Origin of the sequence: Serratia sp. 2723, from assembly GCF_050434425.1 — a bacterium.
Lineage (GTDB): Bacteria > Pseudomonadota > Gammaproteobacteria > Enterobacterales > Enterobacteriaceae > Chania.
Genome location: NZ_JBNDIN010000024.1, coordinates 1 through 23638, shown reverse-complemented (window position 1 = coordinate 23638; position 23638 = coordinate 1). Strand labels below are relative to the sequence as shown.

Annotated in this window: 18 protein-coding genes, 4 tRNA genes and 2 other RNA genes; 6 read left to right on the top strand and 18 right to left on the bottom strand. The window is 52.6% G+C overall.

The annotated features are described in order from the left end of the window. The 4 genes from ABIE29_RS23015 (at window position 1) to ABIE29_RS23000 (ending at window position 2867) form a co-directional block, all read left to right on the top strand. Window positions 1-780: a thiazole synthase gene (locus ABIE29_RS23015; protein ID WP_429621599.1), complete on the top strand. Its 780-nt coding sequence runs from the start codon at window positions 1-3 to the stop codon at window positions 778-780. Beyond that, entirely contained in the window at window positions 780-1943 is a 1164-nt protein-coding gene (gene thiH / locus ABIE29_RS23010) for a 2-iminoacetate synthase ThiH (protein ID WP_429621597.1), read from the top strand. Before ABIE29_RS23015 ends, thiH begins: the two co-directional genes overlap by 1 nt. 329 nt (window positions 1944-2272) lie before the next feature. Beyond that, a complete protein-coding gene (locus tag ABIE29_RS23005) occupies window positions 2273-2593 on the top strand; it encodes a type II toxin-antitoxin system RelE/ParE family toxin (protein WP_429621595.1) in 321 nt (106 codons plus the stop codon). Further along, the gene (locus ABIE29_RS23000) at window positions 2583-2867 is read left to right on the top strand and encodes a helix-turn-helix domain-containing protein (protein ID WP_429621593.1); all 285 of its coding nucleotides are present in this window, start codon (window positions 2583-2585) and stop codon (window positions 2865-2867) included. Before ABIE29_RS23005 ends, ABIE29_RS23000 begins: the two co-directional genes overlap by 11 nt. Before the next feature lie 68 nt (window positions 2868-2935). Here ABIE29_RS23000 and shiA read toward each other — a convergent pair whose 3' ends face one another. The 16 genes from shiA to ABIE29_RS22920 all read right to left on the bottom strand — a co-directional run bounded on the left by shiA (window position 2936) and on the right by ABIE29_RS22920 (window position 19028). Beyond that, complete coding sequence (shiA, locus tag ABIE29_RS22995; RefSeq protein ID WP_429621591.1) at window positions 2936-4282, bottom strand: shikimate transporter; 1347 nt, start codon at window positions 4280-4282, stop codon at window positions 2936-2938. Between the two features lie 110 nt (window positions 4283-4392). Next, window positions 4393-8616, bottom strand: a complete 4224-nt coding sequence (rpoC, locus tag ABIE29_RS22990; RefSeq protein WP_429621589.1) for a DNA-directed RNA polymerase subunit beta' — start codon at window positions 8614-8616, stop codon at window positions 4393-4395. A 118-nt stretch (window positions 8617-8734) separates the two neighbouring features. After that, on the bottom strand, window positions 8735-12763 hold the full coding sequence (rpoB, locus tag ABIE29_RS22985; protein ID WP_429621587.1) for a DNA-directed RNA polymerase subunit beta: 4029 nt from the start codon (window positions 12761-12763) through the stop codon (window positions 8735-8737). 333 nt (window positions 12764-13096) lie between these two features. Then, complete coding sequence (rplL, locus tag ABIE29_RS22980) at window positions 13097-13462, bottom strand: 50S ribosomal protein L7/L12 (protein WP_021182158.1); 366 nt, start codon at window positions 13460-13462, stop codon at window positions 13097-13099. A gap of 65 nt (window positions 13463-13527) precedes the next feature. Beyond that, entirely contained in the window at window positions 13528-14025 is a 498-nt protein-coding gene (gene rplJ / locus ABIE29_RS22975; protein WP_021808069.1) for a 50S ribosomal protein L10, read from the bottom strand. Window positions 14026-14356: 331 nt separating this feature from the next. Further along, window positions 14357-15061, bottom strand: coding sequence for a 50S ribosomal protein L1 (gene rplA, locus ABIE29_RS22970; RefSeq protein ID WP_021182156.1), 705 nt, complete (start codon window positions 15059-15061; stop codon window positions 14357-14359). Window positions 15062-15064: 3 nt separating this feature from the next. After that, window positions 15065-15493, bottom strand: a complete 429-nt coding sequence (gene rplK, locus ABIE29_RS22965) for a 50S ribosomal protein L11 (protein WP_141130970.1) — start codon at window positions 15491-15493, stop codon at window positions 15065-15067. Between the two features lie 157 nt (window positions 15494-15650). Continuing rightward, window positions 15651-16196 (bottom strand): transcription termination/antitermination protein NusG, encoded by a 546-nt coding sequence (nusG, locus tag ABIE29_RS22960; RefSeq protein ID WP_021182154.1) that lies wholly within the window; start codon window positions 16194-16196, stop codon window positions 15651-15653. Window position 16197: 1 nt separating this feature from the next. Beyond that, on the bottom strand, window positions 16198-16581 hold the full coding sequence (gene secE, locus ABIE29_RS22955; RefSeq protein ID WP_021182153.1) for a preprotein translocase subunit SecE: 384 nt from the start codon (window positions 16579-16581) through the stop codon (window positions 16198-16200). A gap of 258 nt (window positions 16582-16839) precedes the next feature. Continuing rightward, on the bottom strand, window positions 16840-18024 hold the full coding sequence (gene tuf / locus ABIE29_RS22950) for an elongation factor Tu (RefSeq protein ID WP_429621584.1): 1185 nt from the start codon (window positions 18022-18024) through the stop codon (window positions 16840-16842). Window positions 18025-18136: 112 nt separating this feature from the next. Further along, a tRNA-Thr gene (locus ABIE29_RS22945) sits at window positions 18137-18212 on the bottom strand. A gap of 6 nt (window positions 18213-18218) precedes the next feature. Then, window positions 18219-18293: transfer RNA gene (locus ABIE29_RS22940), tRNA-Gly, on the bottom strand. A gap of 196 nt (window positions 18294-18489) precedes the next feature. Next, a non-coding RNA gene (locus tag ABIE29_RS22935) (RtT sRNA) lies at window positions 18490-18616 on the bottom strand. A 44-nt stretch (window positions 18617-18660) separates the two neighbouring features. Further along, a non-coding RNA gene (locus ABIE29_RS22930) (RtT sRNA) lies at window positions 18661-18787 on the bottom strand. Window positions 18788-18831: 44 nt separating this feature from the next. Next, a tRNA-Tyr gene (locus ABIE29_RS22925) sits at window positions 18832-18916 on the bottom strand. A gap of 36 nt (window positions 18917-18952) precedes the next feature. Continuing rightward, window positions 18953-19028: transfer RNA gene (locus ABIE29_RS22920), tRNA-Thr, on the bottom strand. Window positions 19029-19421: 393 nt separating this feature from the next. On the opposite strand from ABIE29_RS22920, the gene ABIE29_RS22915 reads away from it, so the two are divergent. Continuing rightward, window positions 19422-19970 (top strand): N-acetyltransferase family protein, encoded by a 549-nt coding sequence (locus ABIE29_RS22915; RefSeq protein WP_429621582.1) that lies wholly within the window; start codon window positions 19422-19424, stop codon window positions 19968-19970. Between the two features lie 220 nt (window positions 19971-20190). Then, window positions 20191-21141, top strand: coding sequence for a type I pantothenate kinase (gene coaA / locus ABIE29_RS22910; protein WP_021808140.1), 951 nt, complete (start codon window positions 20191-20193; stop codon window positions 21139-21141). A 42-nt stretch (window positions 21142-21183) separates the two neighbouring features. Here the strand turns inward: coaA and birA are convergent, their stop codons facing one another. Together birA and murB are read right to left on the bottom strand one after the other, a co-directional pair. Beyond that, the gene (gene birA / locus ABIE29_RS22905) at window positions 21184-22146 is read right to left on the bottom strand and encodes a bifunctional biotin--[acetyl-CoA-carboxylase] ligase/biotin operon repressor BirA (protein WP_429621580.1); all 963 of its coding nucleotides are present in this window, start codon (window positions 22144-22146) and stop codon (window positions 21184-21186) included. Next, the gene (murB, locus tag ABIE29_RS22900; RefSeq protein ID WP_429621578.1) at window positions 22143-23180 is read right to left on the bottom strand and encodes a UDP-N-acetylmuramate dehydrogenase; all 1038 of its coding nucleotides are present in this window, start codon (window positions 23178-23180) and stop codon (window positions 22143-22145) included. The genes birA and murB overlap by 4 nt, the downstream gene beginning before the upstream one ends. Between the last annotated feature and the right edge of the window lie 458 nt (window positions 23181-23638).

Here is a 23638-nt window from a genome sequence, read left to right as displayed (position 1 = left end):
ATGCTGCAAATCGCCGATACCACCTTTACCTCACGCCTGTTTACCGGCACGGGGAAATTCGCCACGCCCGAGTTAATGCTGGCTGCGCTACAAGCTTCCGGCTCACAACTGGTCACTATGGCGATGAAACGCGTCGACCTGCGCGGCGGGAATGACGCCATTCTGGCACCGCTGCAACGATTGGGCGTGAAATTACTGCCCAACACCTCCGGGGCAAAAACGGCAGATGAGGCGGTGTTTGCCGCCCGGTTGGCGCGCGAAGCGCTAGGGACTCACTGGGTCAAACTGGAAATACACCCAGAGGTGAAATACCTGCTGCCAGATCCGATCGAAACGCTCAAGGCGGCGGAAACCCTGGTCAAACAGGGCTTTGTGGTACTGCCTTACTGCGGTGCCGATCCGGTGCTATCTAAGCGGCTGGAGGAAGCGGGTTGTGCCGCCGTGATGCCACTCGGCGCGCCAATCGGTTCTAACCGTGGCTTACTGACCCGTGACTTCCTTGAGATCATTATTGAACAGGCCAAAGTGCCGGTAGTGATTGATGCCGGGATTGGTGCCCCAAGCCATGCGTTAGAGGCGATGGAACTGGGAGCCGATGCGGTACTGGTCAATACCGCCATCGCCGTGGCGCGGGATCCGGTGCAAATGGCCCAGGCTTTCCGCCTGGCGTTGGAGGCCGGAGAGTTAGCTCGCCGTTCGGGGCTAGGTAGCCGCCAGTCGATCGCCGCCGCATCGAGTCCGCTGACGGCGTTTCTCAGTCATTCAGAGGAGACACGCTGATGGCCAGTGATTTTAGCGAGCGCCTGCAAGGGTGGGATTGGGACGATTTGACGCTGCGTATTAACAGCAAAACGTCGCGTGACGTTGAGCTGGCGCTAAATAGCGCCAAGCTGACGCGGGAGGATTTTATGGCGCTGCTCTCCCCTGCCGCCGCCCCCTATCTGGAACCGCTGGCCCAACGAGCACAGCAGCTCACTCGCCAGCGTTTCGGTAACGTGGTGAGCTTTTACGTGCCGTTATACCTCTCTAACCTGTGTGCCAACGATTGTACCTACTGCGGTTTTTCAATGAGTAATCACCTCAAGCGCAAAACGCTGGATGCGGCAGAGATCGAACGGGAATGCGCTGCCATCAAGGCATTAGGATTTGAACACCTGCTGCTGGTGACCGGCGAACATCAGCGCAAAGTCGGCATGGATTACTTCCGCCAGCATCTGCCCGCCATTCGCCGTCATTTCAGTTCGCTGATGATGGAGGTACAACCCCTGGCGCAGCAAGACTATGCCGAGTTGAAAACCCTTGGGCTGGATGGCGTGTTGGTCTATCAGGAAACCTATCATCCCGCGACCTATCAACAGCATCACCTGCGTGGGCAGAAGCAGGATTTTCATTGGCGGCTAAGTACGCCGGATCGTCTGGGGCGCGCCGGGATCGACAAGATCGGGCTGGGGGCGCTGATCGGGCTTTCCAGCAGTTGGCGTACGGACAGCTATCTGCTGGCTGAGCATTTGTTTTATCTGCAACAGACTTACTGGCAGAGCCGTTACTCGATCTCGTTCCCTCGCCTGCGGCCCTGCGCCGGGGGGATTGAACCGGCATCGATCATGAGTGAATCGCAGCTGGTGCAGTTAATCTGCGCTTTCCGGCTATTTGCCCCCGACGTGGAGCTTTCATTATCTACGCGAGAGTCGGCCTTCTTCCGCGATCATATGATCCCGGTAGCCATCAACAGCGTCAGCGCCGGTTCCAAAACCCAGCCCGGCGGTTATGCCGACGATGTACCGCCAGAGCTGGAACAGTTCGAACCGCACGACAGCCGAACGCCGCAGCAGGTGGCACAGGCGATCGGAGCCGCTGGGCTACAGCCGGTGTGGAAAGATTGGGATGATTATCTGGGACGCGCTACGCAACTGCCTGCAACGGTTGCACCATCGAGACAATAGGTCTGGAAACACTGCGCAAAGCCGCCAAGGCGAGCTGGCAGGGAAAAATAGCCTCGTTATAGTGGCGATGTTGGCAAGCGTTCCCAAGCCAACCAAGGTTATCTCCCCCTCTTGATAACCTTGCTTACCAAACGCCGGAGCGTGCGGGGACTGGCCGCACGCTTCCGGTTCCTTGGTTGATTACTGCAATGCTTCTCGCCGAAACTCCAGAACCAGGGCATCTGTTACGACAACAAATGAGAGCATTGATTGGGGGGATGCCCATAAAACATAACATTTGAGTTATTATAACCCATAAGTTATATTTGCTATTAGCAAGGGGGACTTGGATGTATGAATTGATATTTCACCCCGAGGCTGAGAGCGAAATTTATGAACTCGAACCTGTTATGCAGGCTAAGGCTCTTAAAGGGCTTGAAAAGCTGGAAGCTAAAGGACCGGAACTGAGATATCCGGACACGGACATCATCGAAGGCGGATTGTTTGAGTTACGGGTTGGCCGAAAAGATATCACCAGAACGTTTTTTGCTTATGCGAAAAGACGTAAGATCTACATCTTAAGAACGTTCATAAAGAAATCCCCTAAGACCCCGAAAGCTGAAATAGACCTGGCGAAGTCAAGATGGGAGGAACTGAAAGATGGCAGTTAAAGGTATCAAATTTTCAGAAGTTAAAGCCAAAGCGCTGGCTAATCCTGAGGTTGAAAAGGCCTATGAGGAAGAAAGCCAGGAGGAAGAACTTCGCGCAGTCCTGATCGAGATGAAGTCTAAATCAGGTCTGACAAGCACAGAGATCGCTGTACGAATGGGGGTCAGCCAACCCGCAGTGAGTCGGCTGGAGAGGAATGTTTCAAATGCAAGCCTCTCCACTTTGCGACGATATGCAGAGGCTTGTGGGATGCGCATTAAATTGTCCCTTGGTTAACAACGCCCGCTAACGCGACTTTTTTCCTTGCAGGGGTACCGTACATACACTGCGCCCCTGTCAACGTTTCAATCCGCCGCCTGAGGTTTCATACGCATCCCCACAATGGCTGAAAGCAGGCACCCCAGCGCCAGATAGGCGGCAACCAGATGCCAGGAGCCGTCCATCAACTCCACCAGCAATACGGCAATAAACGGCGTGAAACCCCCGCCGACCACGCTAGCGACTTGGTAGCCTACTCCGGCTCCGCTATAGCGGTATGCGGTACCGAACAGCTCGGTAAACATCGGCTGCTGCACGCTAACCAGCATGTCGTGCGCCATATTTCCCAGCATGATGGCAAAGAAGATAATCATCACCGTGTTACGGCTCTCGAGCGCCATGAAAAACGGTATCGTGCTGGCAACGCCAATCAATGCTCCCGTCACGTAGATCCGTCGTCTGCCAAAGCTGTCGGCCAAATAAGCAAAGAACGGGATCGAGACACAGCTCACCGCCCCCACCAGCAGACCGATATTCAGGAACAGATCCCGTGACAGACCAAGATGGGTGGTTGAGTAGTTCATGGCAAAGGCCGTGACGATATACATCGTCAGCAGTTCGCCAAAGCGTAGGGCAATGATCAACAAGAAGGCTTTGGGATTCTGGCGCAACGCCTCAAAGATCGGGAACTTACGGATTTTCTCGGCCCGTTCGTGCAGCGCTTTATTGGCTTCAAACTCCTGCGACTCGTCCATGCCGTTACGGATCCACCAGGCAATGGCGACCAGAACCAGGCTGAACAGGAACGGTAAACGCCAGCCCCAGTTGATAAAGTCCGCGTTGCTGGTGTAGTGGCTGACCAAGGAAACCGAGCCGGTAGCCAACAGCAGCCCGACGCCGAAACCAATCTGTACGCCGCTGCTGTAAAAGGCTTTTCTCTTCTTCGGTGCGCTTTCTACCGCCAGCAAGGCAGCGCCGCCCCATTCACCACCCACGGCAAACCCTTGCACGGCACGTAGCACAACCAGCATAACTGGAGCCCACCAGCCAACCGAAGCAAAAGAGGGCAGCAGACCAATCAACGCCGTAGAGATCCCCATCATCCAGACGGTGATCATCAGCATACGCTTACGGCCCAGCTTATCGCCAAAGTGCCCGAATACCATGCCACCCAACGGGCGGAACAGGAAACCGACGCCAAAGGTGCCAAAGGCAGCCAGCGTGCCCATCGTTGGGCTGACCTGCGGGAAGAATTCGGTGTTAAAGACTAAAGCGGCAACTATTCCGTACAGTAGGAAGTCGTACCAATCGACTACGGCGCCAACAAAGCTTCCCCAGGCGGCACGCCGCGCCCGGCGCTGAGAGTACTGGGGTGGTGAGGTTATTTCGTTGTTGGCAGAGCTGCTGCCAATGACTGAAGTTGAGGTATCCATGCCTGTCCCGTTATTTTAACTTTACAGCACTGTACAACAAAAAGCCCCGGCTAGGATAGCCAGGGCTTTAGTCATTCACTGCAAAAACGTGCAGTCAAGGATGAGGTGACTTATTCGTCACTGCCACCCAGGTTGCCAGCGTTGAGCAATTCGGCCAGGTTGGCTGTCGCTTCTTCCGCGCTAACCAGCGGAACAACCGGAGCTTCACCCAGAGCCTTACGGCGCATACGATCCTGGTGATAAGCGTAACCGGTACCGGCTGGGATCAGACGGCCCACGATCACGTTCTCTTTCAGGCCGCGCAGTTCATCACGCTTACCGGCAACAGCCGCTTCGGTGAGAACGCGCGTCGTTTCCTGGAACGATGCAGCAGAGATGAAGGACTCGGTGGCCAAGGATGCCTTGGTGATACCCAGCAGATCGCGTGAGAAGGTTGCTTCGATCTTGCCTTCAGCAGCAAGCTTACGGTTAGCAATCTTGACGCGTGATACTTCAGCCTGTTCGCCTTCCAGGAACTCGGTGCTACCAGCGCTAACGATGGTCCCTTTACGCAGCATCTGACGAACGATAACTTCGATGTGTTTATCGTTAATCTTAACGCCTTGCAGACGGTAAACTTCCTGCACTTCGTTGGTGATGTAGCGGGTAACCGCATGCACACCACGCAGACGCAGAATGTCATGTGGAGATTCTGGGCCGTCAGAAACAACGTCACCACGTTCCACAATTTCACCTTCGAACACGTTGAGCTGACGCCATTTAGGGATCATCTCTTCGTAAGCGTCGCTGCCATCCAGTGGAGAGATCACCAGGCGACGTTTGCCTTTGGTCTCTTTACCGAACGAGATAATCCCGCTGATTTCAGCCAGGATTGCCGGCTCTTTCGGACGACGTGCTTCGAACAGATCCGCAACGCGTGGCAGACCACCGGTAATATCCTTGGTACCGCCGGATTCCTGAGGAATACGCGCCAGGGTATCACCCGCACCGATCTGAATGCCGTCTTCCAGCTGCACAATCGCTTTACCCGGCAGGAAGTATTGAGCAGGCATATCAGTACCTGGGATCAATACGTCGTCGCCTTTGGCATCAACGATTTTCAGTGCCGGACGCAGGTCTTTACCGCTACCGGTACGCTCTGCGCTGTCCAGTACTACCAGAGAAGACAAACCGGTCAGTTCGTCGGTCTGGCGGGTAATGGTCTGGCCGTCAACCATATCGGCGAAGCGAATGAAACCGCTCACCTCGGTCACAACCGGCATGGTGTGTGGATCCCAGTTAGCAACGGTTTCGCCGCCGTTAACTTCTGCACCATCACCTTTGCCCATTACGGCACCGTAAGGCACTTTGTAGCTTTCTTTGGTACGGCCGAATTCGTCGATCAGCTTCAGTTCGGTGTTACGCGAGGTAATTACCAATTTGCCTGAAGCGTTCATAACGAACTTCACGTTGCTCAGCTTCAGGCTACCTTTGTTCTTCACCTGGATGCTGGATTCTGCTGCCGCACGAGATGCCGCACCACCGATGTGGAACGTACGCATCGTCAGCTGTGTACCCGGCTCACCGATGGACTGGGCCGCGATAACGCCGATGGCTTCACCTTTGTTGATGATGTGACCACGTGCCAGGTCGCGACCATAGCAGTTGGCGCACACACCAAAGTCGGTTTCACAGCTAACTACGGAACGGACTTTAACGCTGTCGACAGAGTTCTCTTCCAACAGGTCACAGGTCTTCTCGTTCAGCAGGGTGTTGCGTGGCACCAGGATGTCAGCCGTACCCGGCTTGATGACATCTTCAGCGGTCACACGACCCAGAACGCGTTCACGCAGTGGCTCTTTAACGTCACCACCTTCGATAACCGGAGTCATCATGATGCCGTTGTGAGTACCACAGTCGTCTTCGGTCACTACCAGGTCCTGCGCCACGTCAACCAGACGACGGGTCAGATAACCGGAGTTTGCCGTTTTCAGTGCGGTATCCGCCAAGCCTTTACGAGCACCGTGCGTGGAGATGAAGTACTGGAGTACGTTCAGACCTTCACGGAAGTTCGCAGTGATTGGCGTTTCGATGATGGAGCCATCTGGCTTGGCCATCAGGCCACGCATACCCGCCAACTGACGGATCTGAGCGGCAGAACCACGAGCACCGGAGTCGGCCATCATAAAGATGCTGTTGAAGGAAACTTGTTGTTCCACCACGCCGTCACGGTTAACCACGTCTTCAACCGACAGGTTTTCCATCATCGCTTTAGCAACACGTTCGTTCGCCGCAGCCCAGATATCGATCACTTTGTTGTAGCGTTCGCCCGCAGTAACCAGACCAGATTGGAACTGCTCCTGGATCTCGGCAACTTCGGTTTCCGCTTCTTCGATGATCTCTGCTTTCTTGGCTGGGATAACCATGTCATCGATACCTACGGATGCGCCTGAACGGGCAGCGTAAGCAAAACCGGTGTACATGATCTGGTCAGCGAAGATTACGGTCGGCTTCAGACCCAGGATGCGGTAACAGGTGTTCAGCATCTTGGAGATCGCTTTCTTGCCCAGAGGCTGGTTAACGATCGAGTAAGGCAGACCTTGCGGTACGATCATCCACAGGATGGCGCGACCGATGGTGGTATCAATAATCGAAGTCTGGTGAACAGATTCACCTTCGGTATTCTTGATCTCTTCTGTAATACGCACTTTTACGCGTGCATGCAGAGAGGCCAGACCGGCGCGGTAAACACGTTCAGCTTCTTTAGGACCCGTCAGAACCATGCCTTCGCCTTTGGCGTTAACACAGTCACGAGTCATATAGTACAGACCCAATACAACGTCCTGAGAAGGAACGATGATTGGCTCGCCGTTCGCTGGTGACAGGATGTTGTTGGTAGACATCATCAACGCACGCGCTTCCAGCTGGGCTTCCAGCGTCAACGGTACGTGAACAGCCATCTGGTCACCATCGAAGTCGGCGTTGTATGCCGCACAAACCAGCGGGTGCAGCTGGATCGCTTTACCTTCGATCAGAACCGGTTCAAACGCCTGGATACCCAAACGGTGCAGGGTTGGTGCACGGTTCAGCAGTACCGGGTGTTCGCGGATCACTTCGTCCAGGATATCCCAAACGACAGCTTCTTCGCGCTCAACCATTTTCTTGGCGGCTTTGATCGTTGTGGCCAGGCCACGCAGTTCCAGCTTGCCGTAGATGAACGGTTTGAACAGCTCCAGTGCCATTTTCTTCGGCAGACCGCACTGATGCAGACGCAGGTATGGACCTACGGTGATAACAGAACGACCAGAGTAGTCAACACGTTTACCCAACAGGTTCTGACGGAAACGACCCTGCTTACCTTTGATCATGTCGGCCAAAGATTTCAGAGGACGCTTGTTGGAACCGGTGATGGCACGACCGCGACGACCGTTATCCAGCAGGGCATCTACCGCTTCTTGCAGCATACGCTTTTCGTTGCGCACGATGATGTCCGGCGCAGCCAGATCCAGCAGGCGTTTCAGACGGTTGTTACGGTTGATCACGCGGCGGTACAGATCGTTCAGATCTGAAGTCGCGAAACGGCCACCATCCAGTGGAACCAATGGACGCAGATCTGGCGGCAGTACCGGCAGCACGGTCAGGATCATCCACTCTGGCTTGTTACCAGATTGCACGAACGCTTCCAGCAGCTTGATACGCTTGGTCAGCTTCTTACGCTTGGTTTCGGAGTTGGTTTCGTTCAGCTCTTCACGCAGCTGCTCACACTCTGCTTCCAGATCCATGTTTTTCAACAGGGCCTGAATAGCTTCCGCACCCATCTTGGCGTCGAATTCGTCACCAAACTCTTCCAGCGCATCCAGATACTGCTCTTCAGTCAGGATCTGACGACGCTCGAGGTTGGTCATACCGCCTTCGACTACCACGTAGGATTCGAAGTACAGTACACGTTCGATGTCACGCAGCGGCATATCCAGCAGCAAACCGATGCGCGAAGGCAGCGATTTCAGGAACCAGATGTGCGCAGTCGGGGAAGCCAGTTCGATGTGGCCCATACGCTCACGGCGTACTTTGGTCTGGGTCACTTCAACGCCGCACTTCTCACAAATCACGCCACGGTGTTTCAAGCGCTTGTACTTACCGCACAGGCACTCGTAATCTTTTACCGGCCCAAAGATACGGGCACAGAAAAGGCCGTCACGCTCAGGTTTGAACGTACGGTAGTTAATGGTTTCCGGCTTTTTAACTTCACCGAACGACCATGAACGGATCATGTCTGGCGATGCCAGAGCAATCTTGATCGCATCAAACTCTTCGGTCTTAGTTTGCGCTTTCAGAAACTTTAATAAGTCTTTCACGGATTGGCTCCTGTCGGAGTTAAACCTGTTGGGCGCACGCTGACAAATCGTGCGCCCGTGTGACCTGAACAACCACCCTCTGGCTCCCTAAGGCCGGGAGCCAGAGCTGGAATAGCGATTAGTCGCCTTCCAGTTCGATGTTGATACCCAGCGAGCGGATTTCTTTCAACAGTACGTTGAAGGACTCCGGCATGCCTGGTTCCATACGGTGATCGCCATCCACGATGTTTTTGTACATCTTGGTACGGCCGTTGACGTCATCCGACTTAACGGTAAGCATTTCCTGCAAGGTGTAAGCTGCGCCGTATGCTTCCAGCGCCCACACTTCCATCTCACCGAAGCGCTGACCACCGAATTGCGCCTTACCACCCAGCGGCTGCTGAGTCACCAAGCTGTAAGAACCGGTAGAACGCGCGTGCATCTTATCGTCAACCAAGTGGTTCAGTTTCAGCATGTACATATAGCCGACGGTTACCTGGCGCTCGAACTGCTCGCCGGTACGGCCATCAAACAGCGTAATCTGACCTGAAGTCGGGATACCGCCCATTTCCAGCAGTTGCTTGATTTCTGACTCTTTCGCACCATCGAAGACTGGCGTTGCGATCGGCATACCTTTTTTCAGGTTCTCTGCCAGACGCAAGACTTCGTCGTCGGTGAAGGTGTTCAGGTCAACTTTCTGGCAAACGCCGTCACCCAGATCGTAAGCCTTCTGGATGAATTCACGCAGCTTGGCCACTTCCTGGTGCTGCTTGAGCATTTGGTTGATCTTTTCACCAATGCCTTTCGCCGCCATACCCAGGTGAGTTTCCAGGATCTGACCGATGTTCATACGTGATGGAACGCCCAGCGGGTTCAGAACGATGTCAACCGGCGTACCGTTTTCATCGTAAGGCATATCTTCGATCGGGTTGATCTTGGAGATAACACCCTTGTTACCGTGGCGGCCTGCCATCTTGTCACCCGGTTGGATCTGACGCTTAACGGCCAGATACACCTTGACGATTTTCAGCACGCCTGGTGCCAGATCGTCGCCTTGGGTGATCTTACGACGCTTGGCATCCAGCTTCTTCTCGAAGTCGGATTTCAGTTCGTCGTACTGCTCTGCCAGCTGTTCCAGCTGGTTTTGCTTGTCTTCGTCGGTCAGGCCCAGTTCCAACCAGCGATCGCGTGGCAGTTTGCTCAGTTTCTCGGCTTCGATACCACCAGAAACCAGTACCGCATGGATACGAGCGAACAGGCCAGCTTCCAGGATCTGCAGCTCTTCAGTCAGGTCTTTCTTCGCCTGCTTCAGCTGCATCTCTTCGATTTCCAACGCACGCTTGTCTTTGTCCACGCCATCGCGGGTAAAGACCTGCACGTCGATAACCGTACCGGAAACGCCGTTTGGTACGCGCAGAGAAGAGTCTTTGACGTCAGACGCTTTCTCACCGAAGATCGCACGCAGCAGCTTCTCTTCTGGCGTCAGCTGGGTTTCACCCTTCGGCGTTACCTTACCAACCAGAATGTCGCCACCGGTCACTTCTGCACCGATATACACGATACCGGATTCATCCAGTTTGGAGAGCGCTGCTTCACCCACGTTAGGGATGTCGGCGGTGATCTCTTCCGGCCCCAGTTTGGTGTCGCGAGACACGCAAGCCAGTTCCTGAATATGGATGGTGGTGAAGCGATCTTCCTGTACCACACGCTCGGAGACCAAGATGGAGTCTTCGAAGTTGTAGCCGTTCCAAGGCATGAACGCGACGCGCATGTTCTGACCCAACGCCAGTTCACCCAGGTCTGTAGACGGGCCATCTGCCAGCACGTCGCCGCGCTCGATTGGCTCACCCAGATTCACACAAGGCATCTGGTTGATACAGGTGTTCTGGTTAGAACGGGTGTACTTGGTCAGGTTATAAATATCGATACCTGCTTCGCCCGGGTACATCTCGTCTTCGTTAACTTTGATAACGATACGGGAAGCATCCACGTACTGGATCACACCACCACGCTTGGCTACGGCAGTAACACCGGAGTCAACCGCTACGGCACGTTCCATACCGGTACCTACCAGCGGCTTGTCAGCACGCAGGGTTGGCACCGCTTGACGTTGCATGTTCGCACCCATCAATGCACGGTTGGCGTCATCGTGTTCCAGGAATGGGATCAGTGAGGCACCAACGGATACAACCTGCTGGGTTGATACGTCCATATAGTCAACCTGATCGCGGCTAAACAGGCTTGATTCGCCTTTGCTACGACAGGTAACCAGGTCTTCTTCGAAGCGGCCTTCTTCGTCCAGGTTGGAGTTCGCCTGAGCGATAACGAAGTTGCCTTCTTCAATAGCAGACAGATAGTTGATTTCATCGGTCACCACGCCGTCACGCACGCGGCGGTACGGGGTTTCCAGGAAGCCATACTCGTTGGTCTGTGCGTACACGGACAAGGAGTTGATCAGACCGATGTTTGGACCTTCCGGCGTTTCGATTGGACACACACGACCGTAGTGAGTCGGGTGTACGTCTCGAACTTCAAAGCCGGCACGCTCACGGGTCAGACCGCCTGGGCCCAATGCAGAGATACGACGCTTGTGCGTGATCTCGGACAACGGGTTGTTCTGGTCCATAAACTGGGACAGCTGGCTTGAGCCGAAGAACTCTTTCACCGCCGCCGAAATTGGCTTGGCGTTGATCATGTCCTGAGGCATCAGGGTATCCAGATCGCCCAGGGACAGGCGCTCTTTCACCGCACGCTCAACACGTACCAGACCGACACGGAACTGGTTCTCGGCCATTTCGCCAACGGAACGGATACGACGGTTGCCCAAGTGGTCGATATCGTCCACTTCGCCTTTACCGTTACGGATATCGATGAGCTTCTTCATCACTTCGATGATGTCGTCTTTGCTCAGGATGCCCGAACCTTCGATCTCGTCACGCAGCAGAGAACGGTTGAACTTCATCCGGCCAACCGCAGACAGATCGTAGCGATCTTCAGAGAAGAACAGGTTCTCGAACAGGCTTTCCGCCGCTTCACGCGTTGGTGGCTCACCAGGGCGCATCATGCGGTAGATTTCTACCAGAGCGCTCAGACGATCGCTGGTTGGGTCGACACGTACGGTTTCAGAGATGTACGCACCGTGATCCAGATCGTTGGTGAACAGCGTTTCGATACGCTTGTGGCCTGACTGGCTCAGCTTAGCCAACAGATCCAGTGACAGCTCCATGTTGGCTGCACAGATCAGTTCGCCGGTATTGGTATCGATATAGTCCTTCGCGACCACTTTGCCCGCGATGTACTCAACCGGTACTTCAATACTGTGAATTTCATCTTTTTCGAGCTGACGGATATGACGAGCGGTGATACGGCGTGCTTTCTCAACGTAGATCTTACCGTTGGCTTCGATATCGAAGGACGCAGTTTCACCACGCAGACGCTCTGGAACCAGCTCCATCTGCAGCTTGTTATCACGGATCTCGAAAACAATTTTCTCAAAGAACAGGTCAAGGATCTGCTCAGTGGTATAGTTCAGCGCGCGCAGAATAATGGTCGCAGGCAGTTTGCGGCGACGGTCGATACGCACGAACAGGTTGTCTTTCGGGTCAAACTCGAAATCCAGCCATGAACCACGGTAAGGGATGATACGTGCGTTATACAGCACTTTGCCCGAGGAGTGGGTTTTGCCCTTATCGCTGTCGAAGAACACACCAGGACTACGATGCAGCTGGGATACGATAACCCTCTCGGTACCGTTAATGACAAAGGTACCGTTTTCGGTCATGAGCGGAATTTCGCCCATATAGACTTCTTGTTCCTTGATGTCTTTGACCGTACCTTCTGGTGCTTCACGTTCGTAGATGACCAGGCGCAGTTTTACGCGCAGCGGTGCAGAGTACGTCACACCACGGATCTGGCACTCTTTAACGTCAAACACCGGCTCACCAAGACGGTAGCTAACGTATTGCAGCTCCGAATTGCCACTGTAACTCTGGATCGGGAAAACAGAACGGAATGCGGCTTCTAAGCCGTACTGCCCTTCTGGATCTTGCTCGATAAATTTCTGGAACGAGTCAAGCTGGATAGAAAGGAGATAAGGTATGTCCAAAACTTGTGGACGCTTACCAAAATCCTTACGAATACGTTTCTTCTCGGTATAGGAGTAAACCATAGGGTTCCTCAGCTCGCTGGAAAGTCGAACCTATTTGTCCGTCCGGATAGGGGACGGTTCATGCAACACCGTTTTGTTGACCGGAAAGCGAGAACACTTTCCGCAATACTCGTTTCTATCACGCTTAAATCATTTCATTGCCGTGGCGGCAGATTCGGCTGCGGCGCAGAGGGCAGTATATTAAGTCGTCGATAGAAAGAAATATTGGGGTTAGCCAGTAGTCAAACAGTGTGAAACTCTACTGACGCCCTACAGCGCAAAAAGGCTGGTGACCAAAAAGTCACCAGCCATCAGTCTGTTAGTTAAAACAGACTGCACTCCAAAAGCAGTGGCTTATTTAACTTCAACTTCAGCGCCAGCTTCTTCCAGAGCTTTTTTCAGTGCTTCAGCGTCGTCTTTGCTGATGCCTTCTTTCAGTGCTGCTGGTGCAGACTCAACCAGGTCTTTAGCTTCTTTCAGACCCAGGCCAGTTGCGCCACGTACTGCTTTGATTACTGCAACTTTGTTCGCGCCGATACCTTTCAGTACAACGTCGAATTCAGTTTTTTCTTCAGCAGCTTCAACAGCAGCAGCAGGACCTGCAGCTACAGCAGCAGCAGAAACACCGAACTTCTCTTCCATAGCGGCGATCAGTTCAACGATTTCCATTACAGACAGGGCTGCAACGCCTTCGATAATTTGGTCTTTAGTGATAGACATAACAAAAGTTCCTAAAATTCAGAAATAGTTTAAATACGTAAGCAAAGGCTAAGAAAGAAAGAGGCTTATGCCGCTTCTTTCTGATCGCGTACTGCAGCCAGAGTGCGAACCAATTTGCCGGCAGCGGCTTCTTTCATGGTTGCCATCAGGCGTGCGATTGCTTCTTCGTAAGTAGGCAGCGTTGCCAAGCGGTCGATTTGTGCCGCAGGGATCAGCTCACCTTCAAAGGCCGCAGCTTTAACCTCAAATTTTGCATTCGCTTTCGCGAACTCTTTGAACAGACGAGCAGCAGCGCCCGGGTGTTCAGTAGAGAATGCAATCAAGGTAGGACCGACAAACGTGTCTTTCAGGCATTCGAACGGAGTGCCTTCAACTACGCGACGCATCAAGGTGTTACGAACAACACGCATGTAAACGCCAGCTTCACGACCTGCTTTACGCAGTTCAGTCATTTTATCAACGGTAACGCCACGAGAATCCGCAACTACCGCAGACAGCGCGCCTTTGGCTACTTCGTTGACTTCAGCAACAATCGCTTGTTTGTCTTGAAGATTTAATGCCATTAGCTTTTTGCTCCTGGATTTAGCCGGGGAAAATCCCCGGAACTCACTTCACTCAACAGCTTGTGCGAACACGCGCCGTTGAGCGGCTTAACACGGTGAGCAGAATCCAGCAAAGACCATTCTTTTTAAAAAAGAAAAAATTTCTTTAGGCTCTGTCACCGTCTACGCAGGAAGGATTAAGTGCCTTGCGGCACACCTGCGGTCTTGGACGGAGGCCTGGATAGGCCAGGCTCCAACCGAAAAATCTGTTGTTCCGCACGTAGCAGAACCTTGGGGGATAAGATTCTAGATGAATCCCACCCCCAAGTCAAAGCGATTAATCACCAGGTGATTAGTTCGCTACAGCACTCAGACCGCTTTGATCGATAGCAACGCCAGCACCCATGGTGGTGGAGAGGCTAACTTTCTTGATGTACATGCCTTTCGCCTGAGATGGTTTGGCTTTTTTCAGCGCAACCAGCAGAGACTCCAGGTTTTCCTTCAGCTTGTCTGTATCGAAATCAACCTTACCGATAGTGGTATGGATGATACCGTTTTTATCGTTACGATAACGAACCTGACCTGCTTTAGCGTTCTTCACAGCTTCTGCAACGTTAGGGGTAACGGTACCCACTTTCGGGTTAGGCATCAGACCACGTGGACCCAGAACCTGGCCCAGTTGACCTACAACGCGCATTGCATCCGGGGAAGCAATAACCACGTCGAAGTTCATCTCGCCTTTCTTGATCAGGTCAGCCAGATCTTCCATACCTACCAGCTCTGCGCCTGCAGCTTTAGCAGCTTCAGCGTTAGGGCCCTGGGCAAATACGGCAACGCGAACGCTGCGACCGGTGCCGTGTGGCAGAACGGTAGCACCACGTACGTTTTGGTCTGATTTACGAGCGTCGATGCCGAGGTTAACAGCAACGTCAACGCTTTCTACGAATTTAGCGGTGGCCAGCTCTTTCAGCAGAGCAACAGCTTCGAGGATGTCATACTGTTTAGTAGCATCAACTTTGTCACGGATCACGCGCATGCGCTTGGTCAGCTTAGCCATTTCTTAATCCTCCACTACCAGGCCCATGGAACGAGCAGTACCTTCGATGGAGCGAATCATCGCTGCAACGTCAGAACCAGTCATGTCCGCAGCTTTGGTTTCTGCGATTTCACGAACCTGTGCACTAGTCACTTTGCCAACTTTATCTTTGTTCGGCTTGCCGGAACCAGACTTAACACCAGCCGCTTTCTTCAGCAGAACTGCTGCCGGCGGGGTTTTGGTTACGAAAGTGAAGGAGCGATCAGAATAAACGGTAATAACAACCGGGATCGGCAGGCCTTTCTCAACGCTGTCAGTCTTAGCGTTAAATGCCTTACAGAATTCCATGATGTTAACACCTTGCTGACCCAGAGCTGGACCAACTGGTGGACTTGGGTTAGCCATACCGGCTGCAACTTGCAGCTTAACGTAGGCTTGTACTTTCTTGGCCATTGAAATTTCCTCGTTTGGGTAATATCGCCTCCTGAGAGGCTCCCCGTGTTTCGTCCCGCTACAAGAGCAAGACATCTAAAAACAAAAGGCGCGAAATTGTAGTTCAATTTCGCGCCTCTGACAAGCCACAAATTCGCTCGCCTTGCTGATTATTTGATCAGCCTTTTTCTACCTGGCTAAAGTCCAATTCCACCGGCGTTGCACGGCCAAAGATGGAGACAGACACTTTCAGGCGGCTCTTCTCGTAGTCCACTTCTTCAACGACACCGTTAAAGTCAGCAAATGGACCATCGTTGACGCGCACCAGTTCACCCGGCTCGAACATCGTTTTCGGACGTGGTTTATCACCAGCCTGCTGCAGGCGGTTCATAATGGCGTCCACTTCTTTATCGCTGATCGGTGCAGGACGATCGGACGTTCCACCGATGAAGCCCATAACACGAGGAACACTGCGCACCAGGTGCCAGCTGGCGTCATTCATCACCATCTGAACCAGTACATAGCCAGGGAAGAATTTACGCTCACTCTTACGACGTAGACCGCCACGGATCTCCACCACTTCTTCGGTGGGAACCATGACTTCGCCGAACAGCTCTTCCATATCGTGCAGTTTGATATGTTCACGCAGCGATTGCGCTACGCGACCTTCAAAACCGGAAAACGCCTGAACGACGTACCAGCGTTTTTTTGGGGCTTCAGACATTTTAGAACCTCAGGCCAGTAATAAACGATACCAGACGGACCAATATACCATCCAGGCCCCACAGAATCAGTGACATCACGGCGGTTACCGCGGCAACGATCAACGTGGTGTGTAACGTTTCCTGACGAGTTGGCCAGATCACTTTACGTACTTCAGTACGCGCTTCGCGCGCAAACGCAACGGTGGCTTTGCCTTTAGTGGTCATCAATGCCACTGCACCTGCAACGGCAATAACCACGACAACGGCCAACGCACGCAGCGGTAGGCTGAAATCACGGTAGTAATAGTTACCGACGATAGCCACAACCAACAGAACGGCGACGATTGACCACTTGGCCGCTTCAAGGCCGCGCCCGCTCCCTTGAGCCTCGGTATTCGCACTCATAAACCAACCTGTCACTAATGATTCGAACAAACAACTTTGCCTCGCAATGCGAGGCAAACCAAACCGAACAGATGCCGCTTGGCAGCATCTCGGTGTTTTACGCCATGACGTATTTCAGTCAATACCGTTTAAAAGAGCCCATCTCACCAATGATTATGACTGCAAAATCGCTGATGAGATAGGTTCTAGTTCACAGCGTAGAAAAAGGGCATCAAATGATGCCCTTTTATCGCATGTCGCGTCAAATATTATCCGCGATTAAGCGATAACTTTAGCAACAACGCCCGCACCTACAGTACGGCCGCCTTCACGGATTGCGAAACGCAGACCGTCGTCCATCGCGATTGGGTGGATCAGGGTAACAACCATGTTCACGTTATCGCCTGGCATTACCATCTCTACGCCTTCTGGCAGTTCGATGGTACCGGTCACGTCAGTGGTACGGAAGTAGAACTGTGGACGGTAGCCTTTGAAGAATGGAGTATGACGACCACCTTCTTCTTTGCTCAGGATATACACTTCTGAGTCAAACTTGGTGTGTGGCTTGATGGAACCTGGTTTAGCCAGTACCTGACCACGTTCGATGTCTTCACGCTTGATACCACGCAGCAGAACACCCACGTTCTCACCGGCACGGCCTTCGTCCAGCAGTTTGCGGAACATTTCAACGCCAGTACAGGTAGACTTAACGGTGTCTTTGATACCAACGATTTCAACTTCTTCGCCAACTTTAACGATACCGCGCTCAACACGACCGGTAACTACGGTACCACGACCGGAGATGGAGAAGACGTCTTCGATTGGCAGCAGGAACGGCTTGTCGATAGCACGCTCTGGTTCTGGGATGTAAGAATCCAGGTAACCGGCCAGCTCGATGATTTTAGCTTCCCACTCAGCTTCGCCATTCAGCGCTTGCAGCGCAGAACCACGAACAACCGGCAGGTCATCACCAGGGAAGTCATAAGCAGACAGAAGTTCACGAACTTCCATTTCTACCAGTTCCAGCAGCTCTTCATCATCAACCATGTCGCATTTGTTCATGAATACGATGATGTAAGGTACGCCAACCTGACGACCCAGCAGGATGTGCTCACGGGTCTGAGGCATAGGGCCGTCAGTCGCAGCAACAACCAGGATAGCGCCGTCCATCTGAGCAGCACCGGTGATCATGTTTTTCACGTAGTCGGCGTGCCCTGGGCAGTCAACGTGCGCGTAGTGACGAGTCGGGGTGTCATATTCAACGTGAGAAGTGTTGATGGTGATACCACGAGCTTTTTCTTCTGGCGCGTTATCGATCTGGTCGAAAGCACGTGCAGAACCACCGTAGGTTTTAGCCAGAACGGTAGTGATTGCAGCCGTCAGGGTAGTTTTGCCGTGGTCAACGTGGCCGATAGTACCGACGTTAACGTGCGGTTTTGAACGTTCAAATTTTTCTTTAGACATCGATTGTCCCTCTAAGACACGGATAAATCGGTGGTATCACCACATCAACCAAGCATTTGCTTGTTGAATTCAGGAACACAGAAAGAAAATCAGGGGGCGAGAAATTAAGAAGTGGTGCTGATAGGCAGATTCGAACTGCCGACCTCACCCTTACCAAGGGTGCGCTCTACCAACTGAGCTATATCAGCACATCTTGGAGCGGGCAGTGGGAATCGAACCCACATCATCAGCTTGGAAGGCTGAGGTAATAGCCATTATACGATGCCCGCATCCTGGAACTCGGCTACCTGACTTTTCTGTAGACTTTAAAGGTGAAGAAGAAGGATTGTTCGTCGCTTAACTCTTCACCCTTCGTGCCAGCAACTTCCGTTACGCGGCGCGAACTGTTCGAAGGTTTTCACCTTCCCCGCTCGGCGCTTGATTCAGCATTACCGCTCGGTGTGACCCAGTGCCTCGGGTCTAATTTGGTGGTGGAGGAAGGATTATTCGTCACTTCGTTCCTCACCCGTTGGGCCGCGCTAAAGCGCGTTGTCTCATTTCATGAGACTCGAACCTTGTCGAAGGTTCTTACCCTTCCCCGATCGGCGCCAGTCTCAGCATTACCGCTCGGTGTGACCCAGTACCTTGAGTCTAATATGGTGGTGGGGGAAGGATTATTCGTCACTTCGTTCCTCACCCGTTGGGCCGCGCTAAAGCGCGTTGTCTCATTTCATGAGACTCGAACCTTGTCGAAGGTTCTTACCCTTCCCCGATCGGCGCCAGTCTCAGCATTACCGCTCGGTGTGACCCAGTGCCTTGAGTCTAATATGGTGGTGGGGGAAGGATTCGAACCTTCGAAGTCTGTGACGGCAGATTTACAGTCTGCTCCCTTTGGCCGCTCGGGAACCCCACCAGATTTTAACTACTTACTGACCACTTGATACTTGAATGGTGCCGGCTACCGGAATCGAACTGGTGACCTACTGATTACAAGTCAGTTGCTCTACCTACTGAGCTAAGCCGGCATCAAGTGCAGCGCATTCTAGGTAGAGCTGACGGCCTATGCAACAAAAAAATTGCGATCCAAGCCCTATCGCTCATAAATCAGCCGATTTCGGCATCCGGCTCGCAATTTTTCACCATTGAGGCGCAAAATTTCATCAATTATGGGCATTAATCTAAACTATTTTAGACCTCCCCTGCGGAGGCTTTCCCGGCACTTTGCCGTGTCGCCCAACCAAAGATAGCCCAGCAGTTGAAAGTCGCGATCGGGATAGTGCACCACAAAGAGCACAGTGCTCTCTGATGGTGCCTATATACCGCTTTCGTCCCTGGATTAGCTGCATCCGCACAGGTTAACCGTATTGGCCCGCTTATTGCTTATCTTCATTATCCCTAACAGCCAGGAGGTATGATCGATGAAAATTGTCCTGCTCAACGCGGCAACGCTACCCATTTACCGCGCCGAACTGGCGCAGTTGCTCACCGATGCAGTCACTCACGGAGCTTCTGTTGGCTACGACACGCAAATTCCCCACGAAGATGCCGAGAGCTACTTCCATAGCCTGCGCCCAGCGCTGGCCAAAGGAGAATTACTATTGTGGATTGCCAGAGACGAGAGAGGCGTCATTGGCACAGCCCAACTCGCCCTGTGTCAAAAGCCGAACGGTCGCAACCGGGCCGAAGTACAAAAACTGCTGGTGCACAGCCGCGCCCGCCGCAATGGCGTTGGCCAGGCGTTGATGAAAGCGCTGGAGAAAATGGCACTTGAGATCCACCGTGGCCTGCTTTATCTGGACACCCAAGCCGGTTCTGCAGCCGAAGGGCTGTATCGCTCGTTGGGCTATCGTTGCCTGGGGGAGATACCCGATTACGCCGCAACTCCCGACGGGTATTACCACCCTACGGCGATTTACTACAAGCGGCTGTTTGCCGTTCAACAACCCTCTCGCGCCGCCGCCAGCTGACCTGAAAACGGTATCATTGCCCAGTGATACCGCCTTGCAACAGGCTCTTTCTCAATTGCGTGCCTGTTCGCACTATTGGTAAAAACTGCCACTAATCGACCACATTTGCGAAAAAAGTCTACGCCTAAAAGCCAGCTGTCTATAATATGCAGTTTGATTATTATCTGGAGTTGGCGTCCAGCGCCTTTCCCAACCTGCGTTAACAGGCAGAATTTGGCTTATGATAAAAAGAGATCAATCTTTAGCGACGCCGTACCTTCAGTTCGATCGCAGCCAGTGGGCCGCGTTACGGGATTCGGTGCCGCTGACGCTGTCGGAAGAAGAGATTGTTAAACTCAAAGGGATTAACGAAGATCTCTCCTTGGAAGAAGTCGCACAGATCTACTTGCCGCTCTCACGGTTGCTGAACTTCTATATCAGTTCTAACCTGCGTCGCCAGGCAGTTCTGGAGCAATTCCTTGGTACCGATGGCCAACGTATTCCTTATGTGATCGGCATTGCTGGCAGCGTAGCCGTGGGTAAAAGTACCACGGCGCGTTTATTGCAGGCATTGTTGAGCCGCTGGCCGGAACATCGTAGCGTGGAGCTGATCACCACAGACGGTTTTCTGCACCCGAACAAGGTGCTGAACGAGCGCGGTCTGATGAAGAAGAAAGGGTTCCCGCAATCCTACGATATGCATAGCCTGGTGAAATTCGTTTCGGAAGTTAAATCCGGTGCCAAACGTGTTACTGCACCGGTTTATTCTCACCTGATCTATGACGTCGTTCCTGAAGGCAATAAAGTTATCGAACAGCCTGATATTCTGATCCTGGAAGGATTGAATGTTTTGCAAAGCGGCATGGACTATCCACACGATCCTCACCGGGTATTTGTCTCCGACTTTGTTGATTTCTCAATCTATGTCGATGCCCCTGGCGATCTATTGCAAAGCTGGTATATCAACCGCTTCCTGAAATTCCGTCAGGGTGCGTTCTCTAACCCAGACTCCTATTTCCATAGCTATGCGCAGTTGCCGGAAACAGAGGCGATCAACATCGCTACTCAGCTGTGGAATGAGATTAACGGATTGAATTTACAGCAGAATATCTTACCAACTCGCGAGAGGGCCAGCTTGATTATGACTAAAAGTGCCAATCACGCGGTGGAAAGTGTGCGGTTACGGAAATAATCTGATAGCGTAAGAGAGGCCACTGGCCTCCCTTATTTTAGCTTATTCAGCACTCCGCAAAGATATTTCACCACCAATAAAGGGTTTAATTACCCCTTCCTGCTCTAGCAGCAATGCACCCTGTTGATCAATACCGCGGGCAATACCGAAAATCTGTTGTTCACCAATTAATAGCTTAACCGGACGATCGATAAAATTATCTAATTTACGCCAGCGTGAAATAAAGGGAGCTAACCCATCTATTTCAAATTGCCGTAATGAATTGCGTAACTCATTAAGCAATTTGGCGGCCAATTCATTACGATCGATAGTGATCCCGGCTTCCTGTAAGTTGATCCAGCGCTGATCGATCTGACTGGCGTTGGTTTCGCGCATCGCCATATTGATGCCTGCTCCCAGCACCAACTGGGCTGCATCCCCGGTTTTACCGGTCAACTCAACCAGAATACCGGCCAACTTGCGATCGTTAAGGTATAAATCATTAGGCCACTTCACACGGACCTGTTCTGCACCGAGACGCTGCAACACTTCTGCCATCACGATACCAATCACCAGGCTCAGCCCCATCGCAGCCGCCGGCCCTTGTTCAAGACGCCAGAACATGGATAAATAAAGGTTGGCCCCGAAAGGCGAAACCCACTGCCGCCCACGCCGCCCACGCCCTGCCTGCTGATACTCGGCTATACAGGCATCACCGGAAGTCAGTTCTGCAAGCCTGTCCAACAGATACTGGTTGGTAGAATCAACCACGGGCAACACCGTGACCCGCTTGTCTTCCAGTAGGCCAAGAATACGCTCAGCATCCAGCAAGTTGAGCGCCGCAGGCAGGCTATAGCCTTTCCCCGGAACCGTGAACACATCCAACCCCCACTCCCGGATGGTCTGAATATGCTTGTTAATCGCTGCGCGGCTCATGCCCAATGACTCACCTAAATGTTCGCCAGAGTGGAACTCGCCGTCCGCCAGCAGGGAGATGATCTTCAGTGGTACTGTGGTGTCTCTCATGAAATGACCTCTACGGCATCCAGCTCACCAGTGGCCCCCATAAAACGTACCTCCGGTTCTAACCAGACATCGAATTTCGACGCTACCGTATTGCGCACGTGCCTGGCCAGTGCCACAACATCCTGGCTGCTGGCATTGTCGGCATTTACCAATACCAGGGCCTGTTGGCGGTGCACCGCTGCGCCACCGATCTGATGCCCCTTGAGTGAACATTGATCGATCAGCCAACCGGCAGCCAACTTTTCTTGTCCGTCCGGCTGTGGATAATGCGGCATTGCAGGATATTGGGCTAATAACGTTTTAGCGGCTTCCCCGCTCACCAGTGGGTTTTTAAAGAAGCTGCCTGCATTGCCGGTAATACGTGGATCCGGTAGCTTGCTGCGCCGCATGGCGCATACCGTATCAAATACCTGCTGCGGCGTTACCGTCTTGGGATCCAGCTTGGTAAGGTCGCCGTAGTTCAGCAACGGGATCCACCGTTTGCTAAGCCGCAAACCAACGCCCACAATCACGAAGCCTTGCTTAAGCTCATGCTTAAAAACGCTTTCTCGGTAACCAAACTGGCAGCGTTCAGGATCCATGCGATCGATTTCACCCGTAGTCAGGTTCAGCAGGTCGACATACTCACAGACCTGTTTGAGCTCAATGCCGTACGCCCCGATATTCTGGATCGGGGCCGAACCGACCAAACCTGGGATCAATGCCAGATTTTCCAGCCCGGGGATGCCACGCTCGAGCATCTGGCTAACCAGATGGTGCCAATTCTCTCCGGCGCTGACATGCAGATGCCAGGCGTCCTGCTCTTCCCTGACCGTAATACCTTTTAACTGGTTAATCATGACCGTACCGGCAAAATCCTCCAGGAACAGGACGTTGCTCCCTTCACCGAGTACCAGCAGTGGCTCTTGGCGCTTTTGCGCTTGCTGCCAGGCTTTAATCATCATTTCAATTTCTTCAGCAATGACTAAATGCGCTGCGTTGACCGGGAGCGCAAAAGTATTGTGATTTTTTAAAGACGCGCTTTCAGTAGACATGATTTAAATACTCTGACGGAACAAATTACCATCTAGTCTACTCGATCCACCGCACATGGCTATTATTTGTTTTTATTCGCTTGTAGTTTCTTGTTAACTAATAACCTCTGCTTTCATAGGATATTAGAAATATCCTTTAAAATCATAATAATATGATAATTACATTATCTCGATTCAAGCAGAGTTCCGGGTTATATAAAATCTATAGGCATTAATGAAATGTATGAATTAGCTGACAGGTGTTGAACTAAAAATTTCATGAATATTTCCAGGTGGGAACCCGGTTATATTTAATCATTTACCAATGAGGAGAGAATTCGGGATAGCCGAGTAATGACCCCTCACCCTAACCCTCTCCCACAGGGAGAGGGAACCGATCGAGCTCGCTGTTTTCTCTGCGTCATACCCCATCCTTAGGCTTACTCATCACTGCCGAAGTAATAAGGTTCCCATTTCCC

Coding starts and splice junctions, on each gene's coding strand:
- coaA (WP_021808140.1), top strand. CDS start 20,191: ATGATAAAAAGAGATCAATCTTTAGCGACGCCGTACCTTCAGTTCGAT.
- thiH (WP_429621597.1), top strand. CDS start 780: ATGGCCAGTGATTTTAGCGAGCGCCTGCAAGGGTGGGATTGGGACGAT.
- ABIE29_RS23015 (WP_429621599.1), top strand. CDS start 1: ATGCTGCAAATCGCCGATACCACCTTTACCTCACGCCTGTTTACCGGC.
- shiA (WP_429621591.1), bottom strand. CDS start 4,282: ATGGATACCTCAACTTCAGTCATTGGCAGCAGCTCTGCCAACAACGAA.
- secE (WP_021182153.1), bottom strand. CDS start 16,581: ATGAGTGCGAATACCGAGGCTCAAGGGAGCGGGCGCGGCCTTGAAGCG.
- rplA (WP_021182156.1), bottom strand. CDS start 15,061: ATGGCTAAGCTGACCAAGCGCATGCGCGTGATCCGTGACAAAGTTGAT.
- rplL (WP_021182158.1), bottom strand. CDS start 13,462: ATGTCTATCACTAAAGACCAAATTATCGAAGGCGTTGCAGCCCTGTCT.
- ABIE29_RS23005 (WP_429621595.1), top strand. CDS start 2,273: ATGTATGAATTGATATTTCACCCCGAGGCTGAGAGCGAAATTTATGAA.
- ABIE29_RS22915 (WP_429621582.1), top strand. CDS start 19,422: ATGAAAATTGTCCTGCTCAACGCGGCAACGCTACCCATTTACCGCGCC.
- tuf (WP_429621584.1), bottom strand. CDS start 18,024: ATGTCTAAAGAAAAATTTGAACGTTCAAAACCGCACGTTAACGTCGGT.
- rplK (WP_141130970.1), bottom strand. CDS start 15,493: ATGGCCAAGAAAGTACAAGCCTACGTTAAGCTGCAAGTTGCAGCCGGT.
- ABIE29_RS23000 (WP_429621593.1), top strand. CDS start 2,583: ATGGCAGTTAAAGGTATCAAATTTTCAGAAGTTAAAGCCAAAGCGCTG.
- rplJ (WP_021808069.1), bottom strand. CDS start 14,025: ATGGCATTAAATCTTCAAGACAAACAAGCGATTGTTGCTGAAGTCAAC.
- rpoB (WP_429621587.1), bottom strand. CDS start 12,763: ATGGTTTACTCCTATACCGAGAAGAAACGTATTCGTAAGGATTTTGGT.
- nusG (WP_021182154.1), bottom strand. CDS start 16,196: ATGTCTGAAGCCCCAAAAAAACGCTGGTACGTCGTTCAGGCGTTTTCC.
- murB (WP_429621578.1), bottom strand. CDS start 23,180: ATGTCTACTGAAAGCGCGTCTTTAAAAAATCACAATACTTTTGCGCTC.
- birA (WP_429621580.1), bottom strand. CDS start 22,146: ATGAGAGACACCACAGTACCACTGAAGATCATCTCCCTGCTGGCGGAC.